Source organism: Sphingobium baderi, assembly GCF_001456115.1.
In the GTDB taxonomy this organism is placed as follows: domain Bacteria; phylum Pseudomonadota; class Alphaproteobacteria; order Sphingomonadales; family Sphingomonadaceae; genus Sphingobium; species Sphingobium baderi_A.
In genome coordinates this window covers 952,349-971,419 of sequence record NZ_CP013264.1, presented here as the reverse complement: position 1 = coordinate 971,419, position 19,071 = coordinate 952,349, and the positions used below count along the sequence as shown (strand labels likewise).

General features: G+C 61.6%; 17 protein-coding genes, 1 tRNA gene and 2 pseudogenes. 6 read left to right on the top strand and 14 right to left on the bottom strand.

All coding sequences use genetic code 11. The annotated features are described in order from the left end of the window. Window positions 1-135 precede the first annotated feature (135 nt). Both ATN00_RS04945 and hspQ read right to left on the bottom strand, forming a co-directional pair. Window positions 136-927: a GDSL-type esterase/lipase family protein gene (locus ATN00_RS04945; RefSeq protein WP_062062822.1), complete on the bottom strand. Its 792-nt coding sequence runs from the start codon at window positions 925-927 to the stop codon at window positions 136-138. Continuing rightward, window positions 884-1,255, bottom strand: coding sequence for a heat shock protein HspQ (hspQ, locus tag ATN00_RS04940; protein ID WP_062062820.1), 372 nt, complete (start codon window positions 1,253-1,255; stop codon window positions 884-886). Before hspQ ends, ATN00_RS04945 begins: the two co-directional genes overlap by 44 nt. A 147-nt stretch (window positions 1,256-1,402) precedes the next feature. Between hspQ and ATN00_RS04935 the strand changes: the two genes are divergently transcribed. Further along, window positions 1,403-1,492 (top strand) — tRNA-Ser (locus ATN00_RS04935). Between the two features lie 564 nt (window positions 1,493-2,056). Here the strand turns inward: ATN00_RS04935 and ATN00_RS04930 are convergent. From ATN00_RS04930 to traA, 6 genes and pseudogenes are all read right to left on the bottom strand, one after another. Beyond that, window positions 2,057-3,073, bottom strand: a pseudogene (locus ATN00_RS04930) (recombinase family protein); the annotation flags it as partial. 35 nt (window positions 3,074-3,108) lie between these two features. After that, on the bottom strand, window positions 3,109-3,624 hold the full coding sequence (locus tag ATN00_RS04925) for a GNAT family N-acetyltransferase (protein WP_062062818.1): 516 nt from the start codon (window positions 3,622-3,624) through the stop codon (window positions 3,109-3,111). Further along, window positions 3,621-3,911: a type II toxin-antitoxin system TacA family antitoxin gene (locus ATN00_RS04920; RefSeq protein ID WP_062062815.1), complete on the bottom strand. Its 291-nt coding sequence runs from the start codon at window positions 3,909-3,911 to the stop codon at window positions 3,621-3,623. The genes ATN00_RS04925 and ATN00_RS04920 overlap by 4 nt, the downstream gene beginning before the upstream one ends. Window positions 3,912-3,957: 46 nt before the next feature. Next, window positions 3,958-4,227: a hypothetical protein gene (locus ATN00_RS04915; protein ID WP_062062813.1), complete on the bottom strand. Its 270-nt coding sequence runs from the start codon at window positions 4,225-4,227 to the stop codon at window positions 3,958-3,960. Next, the gene (locus tag ATN00_RS04910; RefSeq protein WP_062062810.1) at window positions 4,214-4,435 is read right to left on the bottom strand and encodes a helix-turn-helix transcriptional regulator; all 222 of its coding nucleotides are present in this window, start codon (window positions 4,433-4,435) and stop codon (window positions 4,214-4,216) included. The genes ATN00_RS04915 and ATN00_RS04910 overlap by 14 nt, the downstream gene beginning before the upstream one ends. Before the next feature lie 137 nt (window positions 4,436-4,572). Beyond that, complete coding sequence (gene traA / locus ATN00_RS04905; protein WP_062062808.1) at window positions 4,573-7,572, bottom strand: Ti-type conjugative transfer relaxase TraA; 3,000 nt, start codon at window positions 7,570-7,572, stop codon at window positions 4,573-4,575. A 165-nt stretch (window positions 7,573-7,737) separates the two neighbouring features. Between traA and ATN00_RS04900 the strand changes: the two genes are divergently transcribed. Together ATN00_RS04900 and ATN00_RS04895 are read left to right on the top strand one after the other, a co-directional pair. Then, a complete protein-coding gene (locus ATN00_RS04900) occupies window positions 7,738-8,070 on the top strand; it encodes a conjugal transfer protein TraD (RefSeq protein WP_373886148.1) in 333 nt (110 codons plus the stop codon). A 1-nt stretch (window position 8,071) separates the two neighbouring features. Then, window positions 8,072-8,353: a conjugal transfer protein TraD gene (locus tag ATN00_RS04895; protein WP_062062803.1), complete on the top strand. Its 282-nt coding sequence runs from the start codon at window positions 8,072-8,074 to the stop codon at window positions 8,351-8,353. Window positions 8,354-8,380: 27 nt separating this feature from the next. Here ATN00_RS04895 and ATN00_RS04890 read toward each other — a convergent pair whose 3' ends face one another. From ATN00_RS04890 to ATN00_RS04880, 3 genes are read right to left on the bottom strand one after another with little or no spacing between them, the layout of a single operon-like run. Continuing rightward, on the bottom strand, window positions 8,381-9,583 hold the full coding sequence (locus tag ATN00_RS04890; protein WP_062062801.1) for an NnrS family protein: 1,203 nt from the start codon (window positions 9,581-9,583) through the stop codon (window positions 8,381-8,383). Between the two features lie 2 nt (window positions 9,584-9,585). Further along, window positions 9,586-11,829 carry a nitric-oxide reductase large subunit gene (locus ATN00_RS04885; RefSeq protein WP_062062798.1) on the bottom strand — a complete coding sequence of 748 codons (2,244 nt, stop codon included), beginning with the start codon at window positions 11,827-11,829 and terminating at the stop codon, window positions 9,586-9,588. A gap of 47 nt (window positions 11,830-11,876) precedes the next feature. Then, window positions 11,877-12,215 (bottom strand): cupin domain-containing protein, encoded by a 339-nt coding sequence (locus ATN00_RS04880; RefSeq protein ID WP_062068410.1) that lies wholly within the window; start codon window positions 12,213-12,215, stop codon window positions 11,877-11,879. 434 nt (window positions 12,216-12,649) lie between these two features. On the opposite strand from ATN00_RS04880, the gene ATN00_RS04870 reads away from it, so the two are divergent. Both ATN00_RS04870 and ATN00_RS04865 read left to right on the top strand, forming a co-directional pair. After that, window positions 12,650-13,791 (top strand): IS3 family transposase gene (locus ATN00_RS04870; protein WP_420496692.1). Its coding sequence is split into 2 segments (ribosomal slippage): window positions 12,650-12,890 and window positions 12,890-13,791, totalling 1,143 coding nucleotides; the frame shifts between segments, so codons are not numbered across the junction. Window positions 13,792-14,087: 296 nt separating this feature from the next. Next, window positions 14,088-16,262: a putative bifunctional diguanylate cyclase/phosphodiesterase gene (locus ATN00_RS04865; protein ID WP_197413670.1), complete on the top strand. Its 2,175-nt coding sequence runs from the start codon at window positions 14,088-14,090 to the stop codon at window positions 16,260-16,262. Between the two features lie 101 nt (window positions 16,263-16,363). Here ATN00_RS04865 and ATN00_RS04860 read toward each other — a convergent pair whose 3' ends face one another. The 3 genes and pseudogenes from ATN00_RS04860 to ATN00_RS04850 all read right to left on the bottom strand — a co-directional run. Beyond that, window positions 16,364-17,056, bottom strand: coding sequence for a response regulator (locus tag ATN00_RS04860; protein ID WP_062062790.1), 693 nt, complete (start codon window positions 17,054-17,056; stop codon window positions 16,364-16,366). Window positions 17,057-17,065: 9 nt separating this feature from the next. Continuing rightward, window positions 17,066-17,653, bottom strand: coding sequence for a potassium-transporting ATPase subunit KdpC (gene kdpC / locus ATN00_RS04855; protein WP_062062787.1), 588 nt, complete (start codon window positions 17,651-17,653; stop codon window positions 17,066-17,068). An 11-nt stretch (window positions 17,654-17,664) separates the two neighbouring features. Beyond that, window positions 17,665-17,910 (bottom strand): annotated as a pseudogene (locus ATN00_RS04850) (potassium-transporting ATPase subunit B); the annotation flags it as partial. Window positions 17,911-17,959: 49 nt separating this feature from the next. Here ATN00_RS04850 and ATN00_RS04845 point away from each other — a divergent pair. Next, entirely contained in the window at window positions 17,960-19,063 is a 1,104-nt protein-coding gene (locus ATN00_RS04845; RefSeq protein ID WP_062062782.1) for a phosphotransferase, read from the top strand. The last annotated feature ends 8 nt before the right edge of the window (window positions 19,064-19,071 follow it).

Genomic DNA, 19,071 nt, shown 5'->3' with positions numbered 1-19,071 from the left:
ATCGCTTGTCACCTGATGTTCCCCCGCAGTGGTTATATCCTTAGTGGATATCGTAATAATATTGCTTTTCGTTGGATCAATAGGAAAGTGCCCAGACTGGATCCCTCTCGCCAACTTTGCGATAAAATGGGCGGATCAGGACGCTGCCGTGCCACGGCTATCGTCGATCCCCACATGGTCGAGATAAGCATCAACCATATGGGTCCAGCGGTCGTAGCCACGCGCGTTCATATGCAATCCATCCTTCCGGAACAGGGAAGCATCGGGCAGGCCATCAAGCGCAAGCAGCGTCTTGCTCACATCGATATAATCGAAGCCCTGAACGCGCGCGCGCGCCGCGATCGTCATGTTGACGGCGGCCATTTTGGGCCAGAGCGTCCAACGAATCGGGCTGGGCTTCAAGGAAAGATAGGCGATATGGGCCTTGGGATAATCGGCGCGAAGCCGCTTGAGCAATACCAGCACGTCGCGCGCTACATCCTGTGGATGGGCGCCGGCCGCCAAATCATTTTCCCCGACATAAACGATCACGGACCGGGGTTTGGCAGGCGGGAGCAGCCGCGGATAATAATGCAGCACGTCACGGGTGGTGGCGCCGCCGAACCCGCGATTTACCGTGCCGACATCTGGAAAGCTGGTTTGGATATCCCAGAGACGGATGCTGGAGCTGCCCAGGAAGAGCGTGGCGTTCGAAACGGCCGCGCCCTTCTCGTTCGCTTGGGCGAATGCTTCAATCTCGCGAGAAAAAGGGAATGTGGGATCGGCGTTGACCCGGACCTGAGAGGAATCCTGCTCCGCCGCCTGAGAAAGCGCAAAGGCGGGGAAGACCAGCGCGACAAGGGCCGCAACCAGCAGCCTTCGCCCCCATGGCTTCCCACCATTTCTAGTGGCGGTGAAGCGGGCGCAGCTTGTATTTGCCGTTTGCATAGGCTCCAAACATGCCGGCGATCGCCGGATGGTCCACAGGTTCCTCACTATCGTCGGTTATCAGATTCTGCTGGCTTACATAAGCGACATAGCTGGCTTCGCCATTTTCAGCGAGAAGATGATAAAAGGGCTGCTCCTTGTCGGGGCGCAATTCCGCAGGAATCGATTCATACCACTCCTCGCTGTTGGCGAAGACTGGATCAACGTCGAAAATCACGCCGCGAAATCCGAACATGCAGTGCTTCACCACATCGCCGATACTGAAGCGTGCATGGGCGATGGACGGAGCGGTAACGCCTGCGCCAAAAATCTGAATCGCGTCTGTCATATTTCCAATTTAGGATTCTATTGCGCCCGCACAAGAAAAATAGCCCCCAGGCTGCTTGGCAAGGCGGCAATCATTCGCTAATGGCCGCCCCTCGACTAGGCGTGGCTGGTTCGGTTCCCGCGTGGAACGACTTGTCCCGGCATCTGCGGAGAGGTGGCAGAGTGGTCGAATGCACCGCACTCGAAATGCGGCGTGCCGGCAACGGTACCGAGGGTTCGAATCCCTCCCTCTCCGCCACTTCAGTCCCTGAGTGGGCACTGAGTTTACGCCACTTCCCGCCACAAGCGCCTGTAGCAGCCGGGACTTCGATCCCATGATGCGAACTTCGCCGGTATCGACCTCGACGCGCTGCGCCAGCGCGCGCAGATGGTCGCGACGATAGCCTCCACCTTCCAGCCGGATGCGTTGACGCGCTGTCGTGGCGAACTTTCGCAGCATCTGCGGCGTGACGGCCTTTTGCCCTGAGTTCTGGAGCATGGCCTGCGCCCGGTCGGCATCGGCCTTGGCCTGATCACGAATGGCCTTGAGGCCGTCGATGCGGTCTTTCAACGCCGGGTCGTCCAGATCGGTAACGCCTGCCTCGATGGCGTCATAGAGCCGTTTGAGGCGCAGTTCCGATTCGGTGGAGCGCTTGTTGAGTTCGGCGATATGCTCGCGGCGGCGCCCGGCATGTTCTTCCCTGCGGTCGAGCGCAGCGGCAAGCACGGTTTCCAGCCGCTCGGGCTGGAGTAGCTGTTTCTCAAGGTGATTGACGACAAGATCATCCAGCTTCTCCATCGGCACCGCCATGCCGCTGCACGCGGTCGGTCCCTGCCGTGCTTTCATCGAGCAGACGTAATAGCGATAACGTCCGCCCTTGCCGGTGCGGATGGTCATGGCTCCACCGCACTTGGCGCAATGAATCAGCCCGGTGAGCATGGTCGGGCCGCTAATGACGCGGGCGGGCATGACCTTGGGATTGCGGGCCTTGAGCAGCTTCTGCACCGCCTCGAACGTCTCTTTGTCGATAATCGGCGGAACCGGAACCATCACGATCTCGCTGACCGGCTTCAGTTTCTTGGTCTTGCTGCGCTTGTTGAACTCGTGCTCGCCCATATAGGTTCGACGGGTCAGGATGCGGTGAACCTGCCCGATGCCCCAGCGTCCACCGTCACGGGTGAAGATGCGGCGGCTGTTAAGATAGGAGACGATGTTCTTGACGCCCATCTGGCCGGTGACGCCATCGCCTTCCAGGGCGAGGCGATAGATCAGCCGCACCGTGTCGGCGTGCAGCGGGTCGATCTCCAGCTTCTTCTTGATCTTCGCGCCGCGCTGTTCGGCGGCGACGGTGCGATAGCCGATAGGGGGAAGCGAGCCGTTCCAGAAGCCTTGCCGCGCATTCTCCTTCAAGGCCCGGATGACGTGCTTGGCGTTTTCCTTTGACTGGTATTCATCGAACAGCGCCATGATCTGCCGCATCATGACGTGCATGGGATCGTCGCCCATTTCCTGTGTGATCGAAACCAGCTTCACGCCGTTCTTGGCGAGCTTGCGCACATAGAACTCAAGCTCGAAGTGATCGCGGAAGAAGCGGCTGAACGAATGGACCACGACGACATCGAAGGGCGCGGGTTTGCTGGTGCCAGCCTCGATCATGCGCTGGAACTCGGGGCGGCGGTCATTGGTGGCCGATGCACCGGGTTCTACAAAAGTCTCGACCAGTTGCAGACCACGGGATTCGCAATAGGCTTCACCCTGCCGCTTCTGGTCGGGAATGGAGACATCATGCTCGGCCTGCCGCGCCGTCGAAACGCGCAGGTAAAGGGCCGCGCGTAGCATCACCCGATGCTGGGATTCGCCATTGCTCGAAGTTGTCATAGCGCTTCTCCCGATAAAAGGCGCTGTGCGGTCGCAACAGGCAGATACAGGGTATTGGGCCGATCAGTCAGCGGCGTGAATCCGAAGGCCGTGTAGAAGGCTGCGGCCTTCCCGTCGATGGCGTCGGCGAATATGGCGTGAGCGCCTATCGGCGCTTCGGCGACCGTCTTGATCGCGTCGAACAGCAGCGCCTCGCCAAGTCCAAGCCCGGAATAGGACTGGTCGCGTCCAAGCCAGCCGATCAACACCGCCGGGACAGTCGGATAGCGGGGCAACCGGCTTGCCATCGGCTTGGGCACGGCGGTCAGCGGGACGTTGTTCGATGACAGCGTGTAGAAGCCCGCTATCCGGTCGGTCTCAAGGTCATGGGCGACAAAACAGGTCGCGTATCGGCGCTTGATGTCCTGCGTAACCGTCTCGCGGAAATAGTGATCAATCCGCTCGTTGCCACATAAGAACGTTTTGCGCTGGTGACCTTTGGTCAGCGGCTCTATCGCAAACCTTGCACTCACCGGGGCGCGATCAGGTCAGCATGACGCTTCGCGGCGCGGGCCAGACGGGCGTTGGGCGCGGGCGGGTCGATCAGCGCCTTGGCGAAGCGCACCTGATCTTCGGCCGCCAGACGCAGCACGTCGGCTTCCTCGACCGTGCGGCGTGCGTCCTCGCCTGCCGTGGCGATGAGATAGCCGGTCAGCGTCATGCCGCGCAGCCGTGCGGCGCGCTGCATCTGCTCATAGACGTTGACAGGGACGCGCGCCTCAAGGCGGGCGGTTTCCATTTCACTTGCGGGTCTGGGCATGGCTGAACTCCTTTCCCTCGTTACATACGGCATATTGCCGGATTTATCAAGGGTCGGATGAGCCGAACAATTCATCGAACAGGTCGCCGAACCATCGCTCGAACACCTCGATTTCGGCTTGTGTGACCGGCACGGGATCGGGCCAATCGTCGGTCACGGTCCATGTGCTGAGGTCATGCTTGGGCGGTCTGCCGGGGAACGGCCAGGGACAGCCCAGCAATGCCTCAAGCTGCTGCGAGGCCGTGGGGGGCCTGCCTCGCCGGGAACCGCGCGCGCCGCCTGCGCCGTCATCATCGGCACGATCAGAGGACGTCATCAAAATCGATCTCGCCGCGTGGCAGCCATCCTGCAGGGTTGGCGATCCAGCGATTGATGTCGGATTCCCGCCATCCCGCGCCATTGGTGCTGATCCTGAGTTGGGCGGGGAACGTGCCCTCGGCGATCTTGCGGTAGATGGTGGATCGTGACAGGCCGGTGCGGGCGCGAACGGTGTTAAAGCGGATGATGCGGTCTGGTTGGCGCATGGTTCTGCTGCTTCCTGCTGGTCGTTTCTGACGATTGCAGAGACCAGACAGAGCAGCGATTTATCATTGTGCAAGAAATATTTAGCCGCTGTAGGGCCGTGGCGTAGAAACGGCGGTAAATAGGAAAGTTCTTCACTCTACAACCCGATGCCCCGACCTCTGCCGAGACCGTGACTGAGGGCAAGTTGCCGACCAAGCCTCATGCCTGAGTCGAAATCCATGTCGATGCCGAGTTGCTTCTTGCGGATTTCGAGCAGGGATTCCATCTGCGGATCGCGTTCGAGAGCCTTCGCCATATTGCCCATCTCGGCGCGGGCTGCCTTGTAGCCGGAATAATCGCCCGCCGCATATTGGCGCTCGCTGGCCCGGTCGAGTTTGTGCCAGCGCTCCACAAAATCATCGGCCCGCTGCGTATCATGCCGCAGTTCGGTTTCCTGATAGAGCGCGCGGACAGTCCGGTCGATCCTGCCGGTTCCTGCTTCGCGGGCAAGGCTGTTGTCCTTGCTGTAGGCGGCTTCCGCGTCCTGCCAGCCGTGGGGCCGGACCTCCTCGAACGCGTTGCGCGCCGCGCCAAGCTCGCGCCGCTGCTCACTGGACGGCGTATGGCCCTCGCGTTTGGCCTCCATGATCGCATCGCAAGCACGCGCATGGCGGACAAGCGCTCTGGTGCGGGCGCGGCGCAAGACGGCTTCCGGCTCGGTATCGGCTTGCCGCTCCGGTTCCGTCCTTCCGGCCTTCGCCCTTTCCGGCGGCTGCACAACACTTCCGCCAGGCACGCCGCCACCGGGCGCGTGCAATCTGTCGAGCATATCATCGACGGCATCGCGCACGCGCTCCGGCATCAGCCTGCGCATGATCTGGGCGACACGGGCGCGGAAAGTGATGCCGCGCCGCTCGGCATAGTCCTGCGCCGGGTCGATCTGGTCGTAATCCGTCGCCATATCCTTGGCCCGGTCGCGCGACAGGGTGTTCACCAATCTATCCTGACCGGCGAAGTCGTCGCCGCCATAATGCAGGTCCATACCGTCGCGATGCCGCGACAGGGCGACATAGCTGCCGTGGGCGTCCATGCCCGGCGTCGCCAGGACATGCGTGCGGTCCACCGTCATGCCCTGCGCCTTGTGGATGGTCGCGGCATAGCCGTGGTCGATGCGGTCGTAATCCTTGAGATCGAAGGCAATGGACCGGCCATCGTCGGCCTGCACGGTCATGCTCTGCGTGCTGACCTGCTCGATAGTGCCGAGCGTGCCGTTCTTCACGCCAAGTCCGCGTTCGTTTTGCAGAAACATGACGCGATCCCCGGTGGCGAAGCTGCGCTCGCCGCGCTCGACCGTGACGCGCACGTCCTCGCCCAGGTCGCCAGCCGCCCGCATCCGGTCGCGGGCAGCCTCGTTGAGTTCGCGCACCTCGGCATTGGTGTGGGTGAGGATGATCCGGCTCACGTCCGGTGCCGCCTGCCGGTCGCGGTCCCATCTGTCGATCAGATCGCCGCGCGCCTGCTCGCGGGTCTGCGCCTCATGCACCATGTCGTGCGCGTCATAGGCATGAATCGCCGCGCCGGTTCTGCCGGTCGCCAGATCGCGCGTGGCGGCGCGCTGCCAGTCCTCGCGCTGGCGGCGCACCTCGCCGATTTCCGCGCCGCCATGACGCTCATGGATCGAGCGGAAGGCCGCGCCTGCCTCGATGGATTGGAGCTGCTGCGGATCGCCAACCAGAACCACCTTTGCGCCTGCTTCCGCCGCATGGGACAGCACGCGCTCCAACTGACGTGTGCCGACCATGCCCGCCTCATCGATGACAAGCACATCGCGGGAAGTGAGCATGTCACGGCCCTGTTTCCAGCCATGTTCCATGCTGGCGATGGTGCGCGAAGAAATGCCCGATCCGCCTTCGAGATTTTCCGCCGCGATGCCGGAAAGGGCTGCGCCGCGAACCTCATAGCCCGCCACTTCCCACGCCTCGCGGGCGACGCCCAGCATCGCGCTCTTTCCCGTTCCGGCATAGCCGACGACGATGCCAAGATCGCGTCCGTCCGTGACATGCGCCAGCGCGTCGGCCTGCTCGCCGGACAGCACAAGGCCGCGTTCCCCTGCACGCGCAAGCGCGGCCTCCCTGTCGCGGTCGCTGACCTCGTGCAATTCCTTTTCGGCCATAAGTTCGGCGGCGCGGTGCAGGCGCTGTTCGGCCTCGATCATGTCGCGGGTGGTGAAGCGATCCTCGCCGCGCCCGTCCTGCCCAAGCTCGACCAGATCGGGCGAACCGCGCATCGCGCCCATGACTTCGTTGAACTGCTCGATGCCATCGCTGTGCCGGTGCGCGAACATCGCCATGTCGCGCCGCGTGAAGGTTGATTGCTGCTGCGTGATCGCGTCCAGCGCCACCGAAGGATCGGCGATGATCCGTGCGCCGTTGTTCCGCGCGATCTCGCGGTGCAATTCGGCCCGATCCGCAACATTGGCAGCCTCGATCCCGTCGCCCTCGACACTATGTGTCTCGATCCGCTGTGCGGGCGCGCCGATCTGGCTTTGCGGCTCCAGCCCGATACCCTGCGCTTCAAGGCTGCGATGGTCGATGCGCGCGTCAATATCTAGGTCCGCCAACCGCTCATTGACATGCTCTGCCCAGCGTTCGCGCCACCGTTCCACCATCTCCGTGCGGTTCCAGTCGCGCACCTTCGGGCCGAAGCCGTTCTCGTCCACGCTGCGCATGGTCAGCATGACATGGGCATGAGGTTTGGGGCTTCCGTCTTCGGCCATGTCCCAATGCACGTTCACGTCGGCGATCATGCCCTGATCGACAAATTCGGCTTGCGCGAAATCGCGGGCAAGTTCGATGCCTTGGCGCTCCGTCATCTCGCGCGGAATGGCGAACTCCACCTCGCGGGCAAGCTGCGCATCTTTCCTGACCTCGAACGCCTCCACATCGTTCCAGAGCCGTTCGCGGTCGCTCCATTGCTCGGGCGCGTGTTCCGGCAACATCACCTCGGAATGGACGACCCCGCGCTTGTTGGAAAAATCCTGCACGCGGTCGATGCGTTCGTCGCGCATCCGCGAAGCCGAGCGGTAGGCGGCGGAGGCCACCGCGCTGCTTCCGGCCTTGCGGCCAATGACCTTGACGTGAAGATGATAGATCGCCATCGCGATCAAGCATTGGCACGGCGAAGCGCACGTCGGAACGACGTATAAGCGCGCCCTCCCTCGAAAAAATCTCGGGATGGACCGGCGTGTCCCAGACCGTTCCGGCAACAATACTGCGTTCCGGGACGCGCGCAACTATCATCGCTGCATCAACAGCTTATGGAGATGATGATGCGCAAGCCACGCGACTATGATGCCGACCTGAAGGCGCTCGAAGACAAGGCGAAGGAACTCAAAACCCGCAAGGTGCTCGGGCTCGGCGAACTGGTGATCGCCACGGGTGCAGACAACCTCACTGCCGACGAGCTGGCGGGGGCGCTGATCGTGCTGGCGGAAACCACCGATGCCGGAAAGCGGGAGGCATGGGCCACGCGCGGCGCGGCGTTCTTTCAAGGGAAGTCACGGCGATCTGCACCAGCGCCTGACCGCGACCACGGCGGCGCTCCAACGCAATCGGGCGGCGCGCAACCGGCATCAGGCGGCACGGGCGCGGCATGACATGCGGACATGGCAGGTCGAACGCCGCAAGCGCACGCGGCACCTGATCGAACTCGGCGGCCTCGTCGTCAAGGCAGGCATCGTGGACCTGACCGGCGATGACCGGGCCACCATCCTCGGCGCGTTGATCTGGGCTGCGGAAAAGCTCCAGAGCGACGACGGCGAACGCGCGCTGGCGCTATGGGCCGAAAAGGGGAAGCAGGCGTTCGCAGCGGACGAACTGCCCGCCAAACCGGAGACTGGAGCCTCCTCTTGCATCAGTAGAGTCCAGCGTCGAACTTGAATGGCTCTATGAGCAGTTCCGAAAATATCAGGCATTGGCTTCGGTCGCTGGTCGAAGCACCATCGGAACATAGAGGAACAGGAACAGCAGAAACGCACCGCCCCACGATCCGCCTGCCAGCGCGATTACCACCATGTAATCCATTGGTAAGAGCGGGGCCAACACGCGCAGCAATGCGCCAAGGTGAACCAAAAGATAGATGACGACGGTCCCGCGGCTGGCCTCAAGCGGCCTGCCGGTATGGCCCCGCGTTGCGCGTGTCATTACCGCCAGCGTCATCGCGCCCATCGCACCGGCACCAAGCGCGTGCACGGCACTCGACATCGGGAGGAGATGGCCCAGCATCGCGCATCCAAGCAGGATCAGCCCCACCGGCAACCAAGCATAGGAAAAGTGGAGGACGAAGACCAGCGGGTCACGCAAGGCCCTCAGCCCGGCCCACCGCGCGAGGCGAACCGCCTGAAGGGCGCCAGCACCGATCAGCAGCCAAGCGACGGCAGGACTGCCGGAATCTGCAACCCATGCAGCGAGCGCGATAGCTGTGGTGCCAATGACGATCATATCAAAGCGGTTTGGCATCGTCGGTAAAGCTTCGGACTGCCCCTGCTGCACCAGCCAGTTGCGGGTAAAGGCAGGGATAATGCGCCCGCCGATCAGCGAGATCAGCAGCAGGACCAGAGCAAAGCCTAGGCGCCATCCGAGCGCAGCATCGAAGTTCGCGCCCATCGCTGCCGCATGATCCAGTGCACAAGCGGCGGCAAACAGGAAGAGGATAATCAGGATCGGCTTGTTACGATTGCCCGACGCGAAGATTTCCCGTGCTGCATAGGCGAGCAGGATGAGCAGGTAGAACACGTCCAGCCCCGCACCGACCAGCGGCGGCACGCTTGCGGAAAAGAGGATCGCCAGCCGCGCCGCCAACCACACGCCAACGACCGCAGCGACCCGCCAGCCCGTCACCGTCGGGCGCCCGGTCCAGTTGGGTATGGCCGCGCTGACGAATCCGCCGATCACTGCACCAAGATAGCCGAACAGCATCTCATGTTGGTGCCAGACGAGCGGCGCCATGGCGGTCGGCAGTGTCCAACGACCGTCGAGCACGCCGACCCATAAAATGACGACAAGTGCTGCCCAAAATCCGGCGCAGCCAAAGAGCAGGCGATAGCCGCCGCGAAGCCAGAGCGGCGAGCCGGTTTCTGCGGTCGCGCCGGCGGCACTGTCCGCGCTCATGACTACGCCCGTGCGCCCTTCCGCCAGAGACCGAGGATCACGACTTGCCAGGCAATGGCCACCGCACCCAGAATGAACACCACGTCACCAAAGGTCCGTATCCAGCGCAAGGTTTCGAGGAACGGCTGCTGGAGAAATTCATCACTGCGGGCATACCACATGCCGACGCTGGTGCTGGCCTGGAACTGGAATAGCCCGACCGGCAGCAGGCTGGTGAAGATCATCAGCACCAGACCGGCGTTCAGCAGCCAGAAGCCGGTTTTCATCAGCTTTTCGTTGAACGCCATGTCGGGGCGCAGATAACGCAGGATCAACAGCACAAAGCCCAGCGAGAGGAAGCCATAGACACCGAACAGGGCGGCATGGGCGTGGACCGCCGTGGTGTTGAGGCCCTGGAGATAGAACAGCGCCACCGGCGTATTGATCATGAAGCCGAAGACACCGGCACCCAGCATGTTCCAGAAGGCGACCGCCACGAAACACATCAGCGGCCACTTCACCCGCTGCATCCACGGGGCACGGTCCTTGTAGCTCCAATGTTCCCACGCTTCGTAGCCAAGCACGATGAGCGGCACCACTTCGAGCGCGCTGAACGCCGCGCCGACGGCCATGACCGGCGTGGTGGTGCCCGAAAAATAGAGGTGGTGGAACGTGCCCGGCACGCCGCCGACCATGAACAGCGACGCCGACGCCAGCGCCGCTGCGGTGGCCATGCGGCGTGACACCAGGCCCATGGATGCGAAGATGAAAGCGAGGGCGGTGGTGGCGAAGACTTCGAAGATGCCCTCAACCCACAGATGCACCACCCACCAGCGCCAATATTCCATGATGGTGATGTGGGTGCGCTCGCCGTAAAACAGGCCGGAGCCGTAGAACAATCCGATGGCGACCACCGATACGCACAGCAGGGCGATGAGGTTCTTGTCACCGCCGCCGCGCATCGCCGGGATCATGGCGCACAGCATCAGCAGCAGCCAGAACAGGATGCCGATGAACAGCGCAATCTGCCACAGCCGGCCGAGGTCGAGATACTCATAGCCCTGATGGCCGAGCCAGAAGTTCAAGTTTGGCGGAATCACCTGCGCGATGGCGAAGAACGTGCCGGCATAGGAGCCGACCACCACGATCAGCAGCGCAGCGAACAGGATATGGACGCCCAGCGCCTGATATTTGGGATCCTTGCCTCCGTTGATGAGCGGCGCGAGGAACAACCCTGCCGCCAGGAACGCGGTGGCGATCCAGAAAATGGCGCTCTGCACGTGCCAGGTGCGGCTGAGCGAATAGGGGAGCCATGAGAGGTCGAGGCCATAAAAACCTTGCCCCTCGATCGTGTAATGGGCGGTCAGGCCGCCGAGGAACACCTGAGCCACGAACAGGGCCATCACCACGAACAGATATTTGCCGACCGCCTTCTGCGATGCAGTCACCCCGACGGACAGCACCGGATCGTTCGCGGGCGCTTGTGGTTCTGGTTCATGGCTGCGCAGGAACGCCCAGCCCCAGATCAGGCCGCCGACACCAGCGATCAGGATCATCACGCAGGCCAATGACCACATGATGTTTTCAGGGGTGGGATGATTGCTGATCAGCGGTTCAGGCGGCCAGTTGTTGGTATAGGTGGCATTCGTTCCGGGCCGCTCCGTGGCGGTCGCCCAGGCGGTCCAGAAAAAGAAATGGGTCAGGTCCTCGCGCCGCTCCAGACTGGGCAGCGTGTTTTCCTTCATCGCATAATTGTCGCGTCGTTCCCGCAGCGCCGGGTCATCGCCATAGAGGCGCTGATAATAGTCCGCGACCATGGCCATGGCGCGCGCCCGCCGGTCGGAAACCGTCAGGGTGCCGGTGTCGGGGTTATAGCTGTTCTTGCGATATTCCTGCTCCAGCCAATATCTGAGCTTGGCCTGCTCTCCCGGCAGGAGCGCGTCGAATGGCTTGCCCTCGGTTTCCTGCGCGGTAAGGTCCAGCCAGGTGGTCAACTCACGGTGCAGCCAGTCCGCCGACCAGTCAGGTGCCTGATAAGCGCCATGCCCCCAGATGGAACCCACCTGCATTCCGCCAGTGCTCTGCCAGGCTGTTTGCCCGTCAAGAATATCGTCGCGGGTCATTAGGACCGTGCCGCTGGCCGATACGACCTGCGCCGGAATCGGGGGCGGCTTTTTATAGAACTCGGTGCCGTAGAACCCCAATATGCTGAACGTAACGACGAGGACGGCGATCAGCGTCCACCAAAGCTTGCGATATTCCCCCATTACGGTCCCCGTCGTTTCCAAAAAACCTGTCAGTCGCCCCGCATGGGCTAAGTTTGTCTTTCGTCGCCATCGTCGAACATTATTGTCAGCAACAGCGATGTGTCTGCCATCGCTTCGACCGCATGCGGTGTTCCGGGTTCCAGGAACAGCCAGTCGCCGGCCCGTAATTCGCTCGCAACGTCACCTTCGAGCCGGGCATGGCCAGAGATGCAATAGAGAGTCATCGAGCCAGAGACATGGTGCGCCGGTATGGAATGGCCCGCCCGCACCACGAGATGGATTGCCTCAAACGATGAGGTCCGCGCCAGCGCGCGCGTCACGGTCGCGGCATCGCCGATGGTGTCGAGATGGGTCACTTCGCCGGATTGGCAATGATGCAGCGCCATGCTTAGTTCTTCCGAGGCCGGGCGCGAAGGATAATAGCGCGGAACCATCGGCTTGCGGCTTGCACAATGCCGTGTCTCCTATCGTGACAGGCATGCCGCATGTCCAGCGGCCCCGGTCCGATCACTGTTCCACATTCCGGGCAGAACATCCTCACTCTCCCTCGCAACGTCGTAAGAGATCGGAGTGTAACGTGTTTTCTAGCGAATGAAACCTCATTGAGATGAATGACGCGCCCCGAATGTCGCATAAGCACAGATCGATACGAGATAAGAATTGGTTGAGTGAGGTGTGTCGTCACAAACGAGATTGGTCTCCTGAGGCGGGGTCGCTGGGTCTGTGACCATACGACCATTGTGTTGTGAAAACACGCGCACTGAGTAGCCCCTAGATTTCTGGACGCCTTCGATCCTAATTTTGAGGACAGGAGGCGACGATGGGGAAGCCCAATTTCAGCGATGAGTTCAAGCGTGATGCGGTGGCCCAGATCACCGAGCGCGGGTATCCGGTAGCGGAGGTTTCCGAGCGGCTCGGCGTCAGTCAGCATTCGCTGTACGCATGGAAGCGGCAACTGGCGAAGGTGGTGTCTGGCGATGCCGGCAAGGATGCTGAGATCCGCCAGTTGAAGCGCGAGCTGGCCCGGGTGACCGAGGAGCGCGATATACTAAAAAAAGCCACCGCGTATTTCGCCAGGGATGCAAAGTGAGATACGCATTTGTTGCCGAGCATCGTGACCAGTTCGGGGTTCGATCGATGTGTCGGTGCCTGCGCATCCAGCCCAGCGGCTTCTATGCCTGGCAGAAGAACCCGTTGAGCCAACGGGCCCGGGAAGATGTTCGGCAGACGAAGTTGATCCGGCAAGCCTGGAACGACAGCGGCAAAGTCTATGGCTACCGCAAGTTGCACGACGACCTACTGGATCAGGGCGAGACCTGCTGCCCGAACCGTGTTGCCCGGTTGACCAGGCTGGCAGGTATCAAGGCGCAGATTGGCTACAAGCGTCGGCCGGGGAGCTATGGCGGCAAGCCATCCCTGGCGGTCGACAATACTCTGGACCGGCAGTTCGACGTCGCTGCCCCCGACAGGGCCTGGGTGACCGACATCACCTACATCCGCACCCTGGAGGGCTTTGCCTATCTGGCTGTCGTGATCGATCTCTATTCCCGCCGCGTGGTGGGCTGGTCGATGCAGAGCAGGCAGACCACCGATGCGGTGCTGCAAGCGCTGCACATGGCGGTATGGCGGCGCAAGCCGAAGCAGCGGGTGCTGATCCATTCGGATCAGGGTTCGCAGTTCACCAGCATGGACTGGGCGGCCTTCATCCGGGCTCACAATCTTGAGCATTCGATGAGCCGGCGCGGCAACTGCCATGACAACGCGGTAGCCGAGAGCTTCTTCTCGTCGCTCAAGCGAGAGCGCATCCGGCGCCGGACCTACAAAACGCGCGACGAAGCCCGACAAGACGTATTCGATTACATCGAGATGTTCTACAATCCGGTCCGCAAGCAGGTCAGGAACGGGATGCTGTCACCCGCACAGTTCGAACGGCAGCAGATTTTGAAAGCAGAAGGCGTCTAGAAAACTAGGGGCTACTCACGGTCCTGCATGGCATCCCCCATCCATAGGATCGCCGATCTCGATTTTCGCGATATCGCAAGAGGCTTGGTCCCGTTTTCATCGGAGGTTGTTAACTATTGGACGATAGGCTTTTCAAAGCAGTAATATGAGCTTGGATTGGGATGCATTTGCGACGGTTACCTGTTAACAGGTTGACGGCATGGCTTTTGGGTTCACGGTTGGTCGTTCCCGAATCCGTCGCGGTTCAGCTGAGGAACGGCCTGTTTGCGTCGGTTCCCATCTTTCTAGGCGGCATCATGAACATCGCAGCGGTTGCCACCGTCGCGGTATGGCGTCATCCCTCACCTGCGTTCATCGGCTGGCTGCTGTTTGAGATCATGCTTGGCGCGATTCGCCTGGCTGTCCTCGTTCACGGTCGGCGCGTCATCCGGACCGGACGGACACCACCACTGTTGCTGCTGTCCGCTCTATTGTCCTGTGCCTGGGCCAGCTCGGTAGGATTCGGCACATATCTTTGCCTCACAAGTGGCGACTGGGTCTTGGCGACGATAGCATGCCTGTCGGCCGCGGCGATGGTGTGCGGCATATGTTTGAGGAATTTCGGCACGCCAAGGCTGGCGGCAACGATGGTCTTCATGGCGTTGCTGCCCTGTGTCGTTGCGGGATTTCTGACAGCCGAACCGGTCATGCCGATCATTAGCGTGCAGCTGCCGATATTCTTCCTGACGATCTTTTCAGCATCATTCTCGTTGCACCAGATGATGGTGTCACGAATGATCGCATTGAACGATCTTCAGCGCAGCGAGTCCTTGAATCAGACCATCCTGCAAGCCAGTCCCGATTACACGCTCATCCTTGACGCGACGAATAGGATCATCTTCTGCAACCAGCCCAATTCGGTCGATTACGATCAAGATACGCTGATCGGCCGGGAATGGTTGAGCCTTCTGCCCGAAGAAGATCAGGCATCGGGCGTCCGCGCCCTTGAACGCGCCAAGACTGGTAAATCGGCAAATCTGGTCACCCACCACTTCGATGCAAGTGGCGGGAAGCATTGGCTCGACATCATCATCAACCAGATTTGCGACGGCTCCGGACGCCTGATCATGGTGGCGCGAGACATCACGCATCAGAAGAAATCCGAGGAGGAGGCCATCTGGATGGCGCAGCATGATGCGCTGACAGGCCTGCCGAACAGGGCCGTGCTCCAGGATCGTCTGGACAGGATGCTCAATAACGCCGATCACGCGATGGTAGGCGCCCTGCTCATCGTCGATGTCGACAATTTCAAATCGGTCAACGACACGCTGGGTCACGACGCAGGCGACGCACTGCTCTGCGCTTTCGCCGATCATCTCCGCGCGGCGGTAGCCGGCGATGATATTGTCGCGAGGACCGGTGGAGATGAATTCGCGCTCATCCTGACTGCCCGATCGGCGACGGCGGTCGATCGCACGGCGCAGATGATATTCGACCGGTTGCGCCAACCGTTCGTTCATGGCGGCCGCTTGATCGATTGCAGCGCCAGCATCGGCGCAAGCTTCATCCCGCGAGACGGCAGACTGCGTTCGGAAATCATGAAGGCAGCCGATATCGCGCTTTATGCTGCGAAAGCCGGCGGCAGAGCGCAACTGCGGATTTTCGAACCTGCGATGATGGTCGAGGTCGACAGGCACCAGGCCATGATCGCGTCAGCGCGCTATGCGCTCCAGTGCGATACCATCATTCCCCACTATCAACCCAAGGTTTCGCTCCGCACGTCGCAGGTCGTCGGCTTCGAAGCCCTCCTGCGGTGGAGGGATCGCGACGGCGAACTACAGCATCCGGGTCTTATTCAGGCCGCATTCGACGACTCCGCCCTGAGCGGTCCCCTGAGCGAACGGATGCTGGAAAGAATTCTGGACGATGTCGAGCGTTGGGTGCAGGCCGGAATCGCATTTGGCCATGTCGCAATCAACGTTACCGCCGCAGACTTCCGAAGGGGTGGCTTTGTCGAAACCATCCTGCTTCGGCTGGACGCAAGAGGCGTTCCGCCATCATGCATTCAGATCGAAGTAACGGAAACCGTGTTCCTGGGCCAAAGCGCCGACGGCGTCAAAGACGCGCTGCGGCAGCTTAGCGATCACGGCATCCGTATCGCCCTCGATGATTTCGGCACAGGTTATGCCTCGCTGTCTCATCTCAACCAGTTTCCCGTCGATCTGCTCAAAATCGACCGTTCCTTTATCGAGAAAATCGGATCGAATCCGGATGCTGAAGCCATTTCGGCAACGGTCATCAACCTTGGGCATTGCCTTGGCCTCGAAGTCGTGGCGGAGGGCGTCGAAACTGTGGATCAGGAAGCGCACCTTATGGGCATGGGCTGCGATACCGCGCAGGGCTTCCTTTATTCCAAAGCCATGCCGATGGAAGATGTCGCGACATTTCTGGCGTTCAGGAATACGCCTCCCCGCCAGATGCACAGAGCCTGACCGACAGGATCGGATGCGCGTATCGGCCGCAAATGATGACGAAGATGAGAACTGGCTGATTATCGTCTGAAATAGCGAAGGGGCATATTGCCTCTGCGCGACTAGCCTCTGGCCGATAAACGATAGCCTACGGCCAGCTCATTGACGATCAAACGCGGGCGGGATGGGTCGGGTTCCAGCTTCTGGCGCAGGCCGCGTACCGCGATACGGAGATAATCGACGCGATCCTCCTGTGCAGCTCCCCAAACCGCGCGGAGCAATTGTGCATGACTCACCACCCGATCGGGGCGTCGGCTTAGTTCGGCAAGCACGCCGTATTCCTTGGGCGTAAGGTGAACGTCCTGGCCGTCGCGCTCGACCCGGCGATGCGCGAGGTCGATCCGCACGTCGCCCGTTTCGATCACCCGCTCCGTCTCCTGGTCGGGAGTGCGATGACGCATGGCCGTGCGGATGCGGGCCAGCAGTTCCTCGGTATCGAAAGGCTTGGTCAGATAGTCGTCCGCGCCAAGATCGAGGGCCGCCACTTTCTCCGCCGTGTCCTCCCGCGCTGAAACGACAATCAGCGTCGCATTCGACCGGCTGCGCATCGGCTGGATCAATTCCAGCCCATCACGATCGGGAAGGCCAAGATCGAGCAGCACCACATCGGGCTTCTCGATGTCCAGCAATGAAAGCCCCTCGCGCGCGCTCGTCGCCTCCACGACGCCGTGACCGGCGCGCTGAACAGCCGCGCGCAATAGTCGCCGAATATGGGCGTCATCTTCGACAATCAGGATTTTCGCGACCGATGCCATAGCCCAAGATTAGTTGCCCTTCGTCTCCCCGTCGAGCGCGCGATTGAGCGCGAGAACATTGACGCGAGGCTCGCCGATGAATCCTAGAAGGGGGTATTCGATCTGCGCCTGGACCAACGCGCGCACTTGTTCGGCCGGCAAGCCCCGCACCTTGGCGACGCGATCGACCTGATACAAGGCCGCCTCGGGACTGATATGGGGGTCGAGTCCCGAGGCGGAGGTCGTCACCAGATCGGGCGGGACGGGGCGACCCGGTGCGATGGCGGCAAGCGCTTGCGCTTCATTGCGAACACGCTCGGCCAGCACCTTGCTGGCGGGGCCAAGATTGGAACCTGCGGAGGCGGCGGCATCATAGCCCCTCGCACCGGCGGCGGAGGGTCGTCCGTGGAAATAGCGGTCACTGGCAAATGCCTGTCCGATGAGCGCAGAGCCGATAACTCGGTCGTCTTCGCGGACCAGGCTGCCGTTTGCCTGATAGGGGAAGAGCGCCTGACCTATGCCGGTGAGCGCCATTGGATAGGCAAGGCCCAGCAGCAGTGCGAAGAGCAAGGTGAGCACCAGCGCGGGGCGCAATGCGGAACGAAGGTCGGAAAGCATTGGAACGATCCTCAAGCGAGATGGAGGCCGGACACGGCTAGGTCGATCAGCTTGATACCGACAAAGGGCGCGACCAGGCCGCCGAGGCCATAGATGGACAGATTGCGAGCGAGCAACGGTCCCGCTGCCATCGGCCGGTAGCGCACGCCTTTCAGCGCCAGCGGCACCAGCAGCGGTATAATGAGCGCGTTGAAGATGATCGCGGACAACACCGCGCTCTGCGGCGTCTCCAACCCCATGACGTTGAGCACGCCAATCCACCACGCCTTCGAAAGGCACGGCATTCCGGCCCCGCGCGTGTTCGGCATGATAGATGATCCGCTGTGCATCGTGATGGAGATGTTGCCAGGCCGGATCGATTCCGCGACGATCGCCGACGCCGCCCAGCAGCGGAAGGTACGCGAGGATTTCATGGCGATCATCGCGCGCGTCCATGCGCTGCCGATCAACGCCTTCGATGCCGTGCGGCTGCCCGTACCGCGAACGGCCGAGGAGATCGCCCTCAATCTTTATGCGCCCTCGCAGGCGATTTTCGCCGAACGGATCGGCGGCCGGCCTTGGCCGCTCATGGAGTTCGCCTGGTCCTGGCTGACCCGCAACGTGCCCAAGGATCGCGATCGGTTGAGCTTCGTCAATTTTGATGGTGGCCAGTTCCTGTTCGACGATGCGGGCCATGTGACCGGACTCATCGATTTCGAAGTATCCTCGCTGGGCGATCCTGCCGCCGAGCTGTCGGGCATGCGGTTGCGCGATTCGACCGAAAAGCTGGGCGATCTGACCGCCCTCGTTCGCCATTACGAAACGCTGACCGGCGACACGATCAGCCGCAAGCTCATCGAGTTTCACACCGCCGGCTTCTGTGGCGTCAACGGATTCCTGATGTGGCCGCTGATGTTCGACAGCGCCCCTGAACAAGATTTCGTCGCCTATCAGCACTATTGCGTGGCGACGAGCCGCTGGATGATCAGCGCCATGGCCGCGCATGATGACGTATTGCTGGAGGATCCGCCTGGGCCCACGCGCGATCCGCTCGGATTCGCACAGGCGTCCCGGCACCTAGTCCGCCACGTAAAAGCCATGCCGTGCGGCGATGCGGCAGCGGACTATCAGCGCGATTCTGTTGCGGCACAGGCGCTGCATCTGGGACGGGTGAATGATTATGGGCAATCGGTGCGTGCGGCCCACATTGCCGATATCGAGAGCTTGACGGGCGAAACGCCGGCGGATTGGGAAGCGGCGCAGGCCGGGCTCTCGCGCTGGATCGTGGAGCATGGCGGGGAGCCTGGTACCGACGCGGCGCTCATCCGCTTGTTCCATCACTGGTTGAAGCGTCAGTCCTTCCTGCTGGAGGGGTGCGGACAGGCCGCTTATTTAACCGAAGTGGATCTGCAGCCGATACTAGACGATTGAGAAATCGC

Coding starts and splice junctions, on each gene's coding strand:
- ATN00_RS04945 (WP_062062822.1), bottom strand. CDS start 927: ATGCAAACGGCAAATACAAGCTGCGCCCGCTTCACCGCCACTAGAAAT.
- hspQ (WP_062062820.1), bottom strand. CDS start 1,255: ATGACAGACGCGATTCAGATTTTTGGCGCAGGCGTTACCGCTCCGTCC.
- ATN00_RS04920 (WP_062062815.1), bottom strand. CDS start 3,911: ATGCCCAGACCCGCAAGTGAAATGGAAACCGCCCGCCTTGAGGCGCGC.
- ATN00_RS04915 (WP_062062813.1), bottom strand. CDS start 4,227: ATGACGTCCTCTGATCGTGCCGATGATGACGGCGCAGGCGGCGCGCGC.
- ATN00_RS04910 (WP_062062810.1), bottom strand. CDS start 4,435: ATGCGCCAACCAGACCGCATCATCCGCTTTAACACCGTTCGCGCCCGC.
- traA (WP_062062808.1), bottom strand. CDS start 7,572: ATGGCGATCTATCATCTTCACGTCAAGGTCATTGGCCGCAAGGCCGGA.
- ATN00_RS04900 (WP_373886148.1), top strand. CDS start 7,738: ATGATGATGCGCAAGCCACGCGACTATGATGCCGACCTGAAGGCGCTC.
- ATN00_RS04895 (WP_062062803.1), top strand. CDS start 8,072: ATGCGGACATGGCAGGTCGAACGCCGCAAGCGCACGCGGCACCTGATC.
- ATN00_RS04890 (WP_062062801.1), bottom strand. CDS start 9,583: ATGAGCGCGGACAGTGCCGCCGGCGCGACCGCAGAAACCGGCTCGCCG.
- ATN00_RS04885 (WP_062062798.1), bottom strand. CDS start 11,829: ATGGGGGAATATCGCAAGCTTTGGTGGACGCTGATCGCCGTCCTCGTC.
- ATN00_RS04880 (WP_062068410.1), bottom strand. CDS start 12,215: ATGGCGCTGCATCATTGCCAATCCGGCGAAGTGACCCATCTCGACACC.
- ATN00_RS04865 (WP_197413670.1), top strand. CDS start 14,088: ATGAACATCGCAGCGGTTGCCACCGTCGCGGTATGGCGTCATCCCTCA.
- ATN00_RS04860 (WP_062062790.1), bottom strand. CDS start 17,056: ATGGCATCGGTCGCGAAAATCCTGATTGTCGAAGATGACGCCCATATT.
- kdpC (WP_062062787.1), bottom strand. CDS start 17,653: ATGCTTTCCGACCTTCGTTCCGCATTGCGCCCCGCGCTGGTGCTCACC.
- ATN00_RS04845 (WP_062062782.1), top strand. CDS start 17,960: ATGATAGATGATCCGCTGTGCATCGTGATGGAGATGTTGCCAGGCCGG.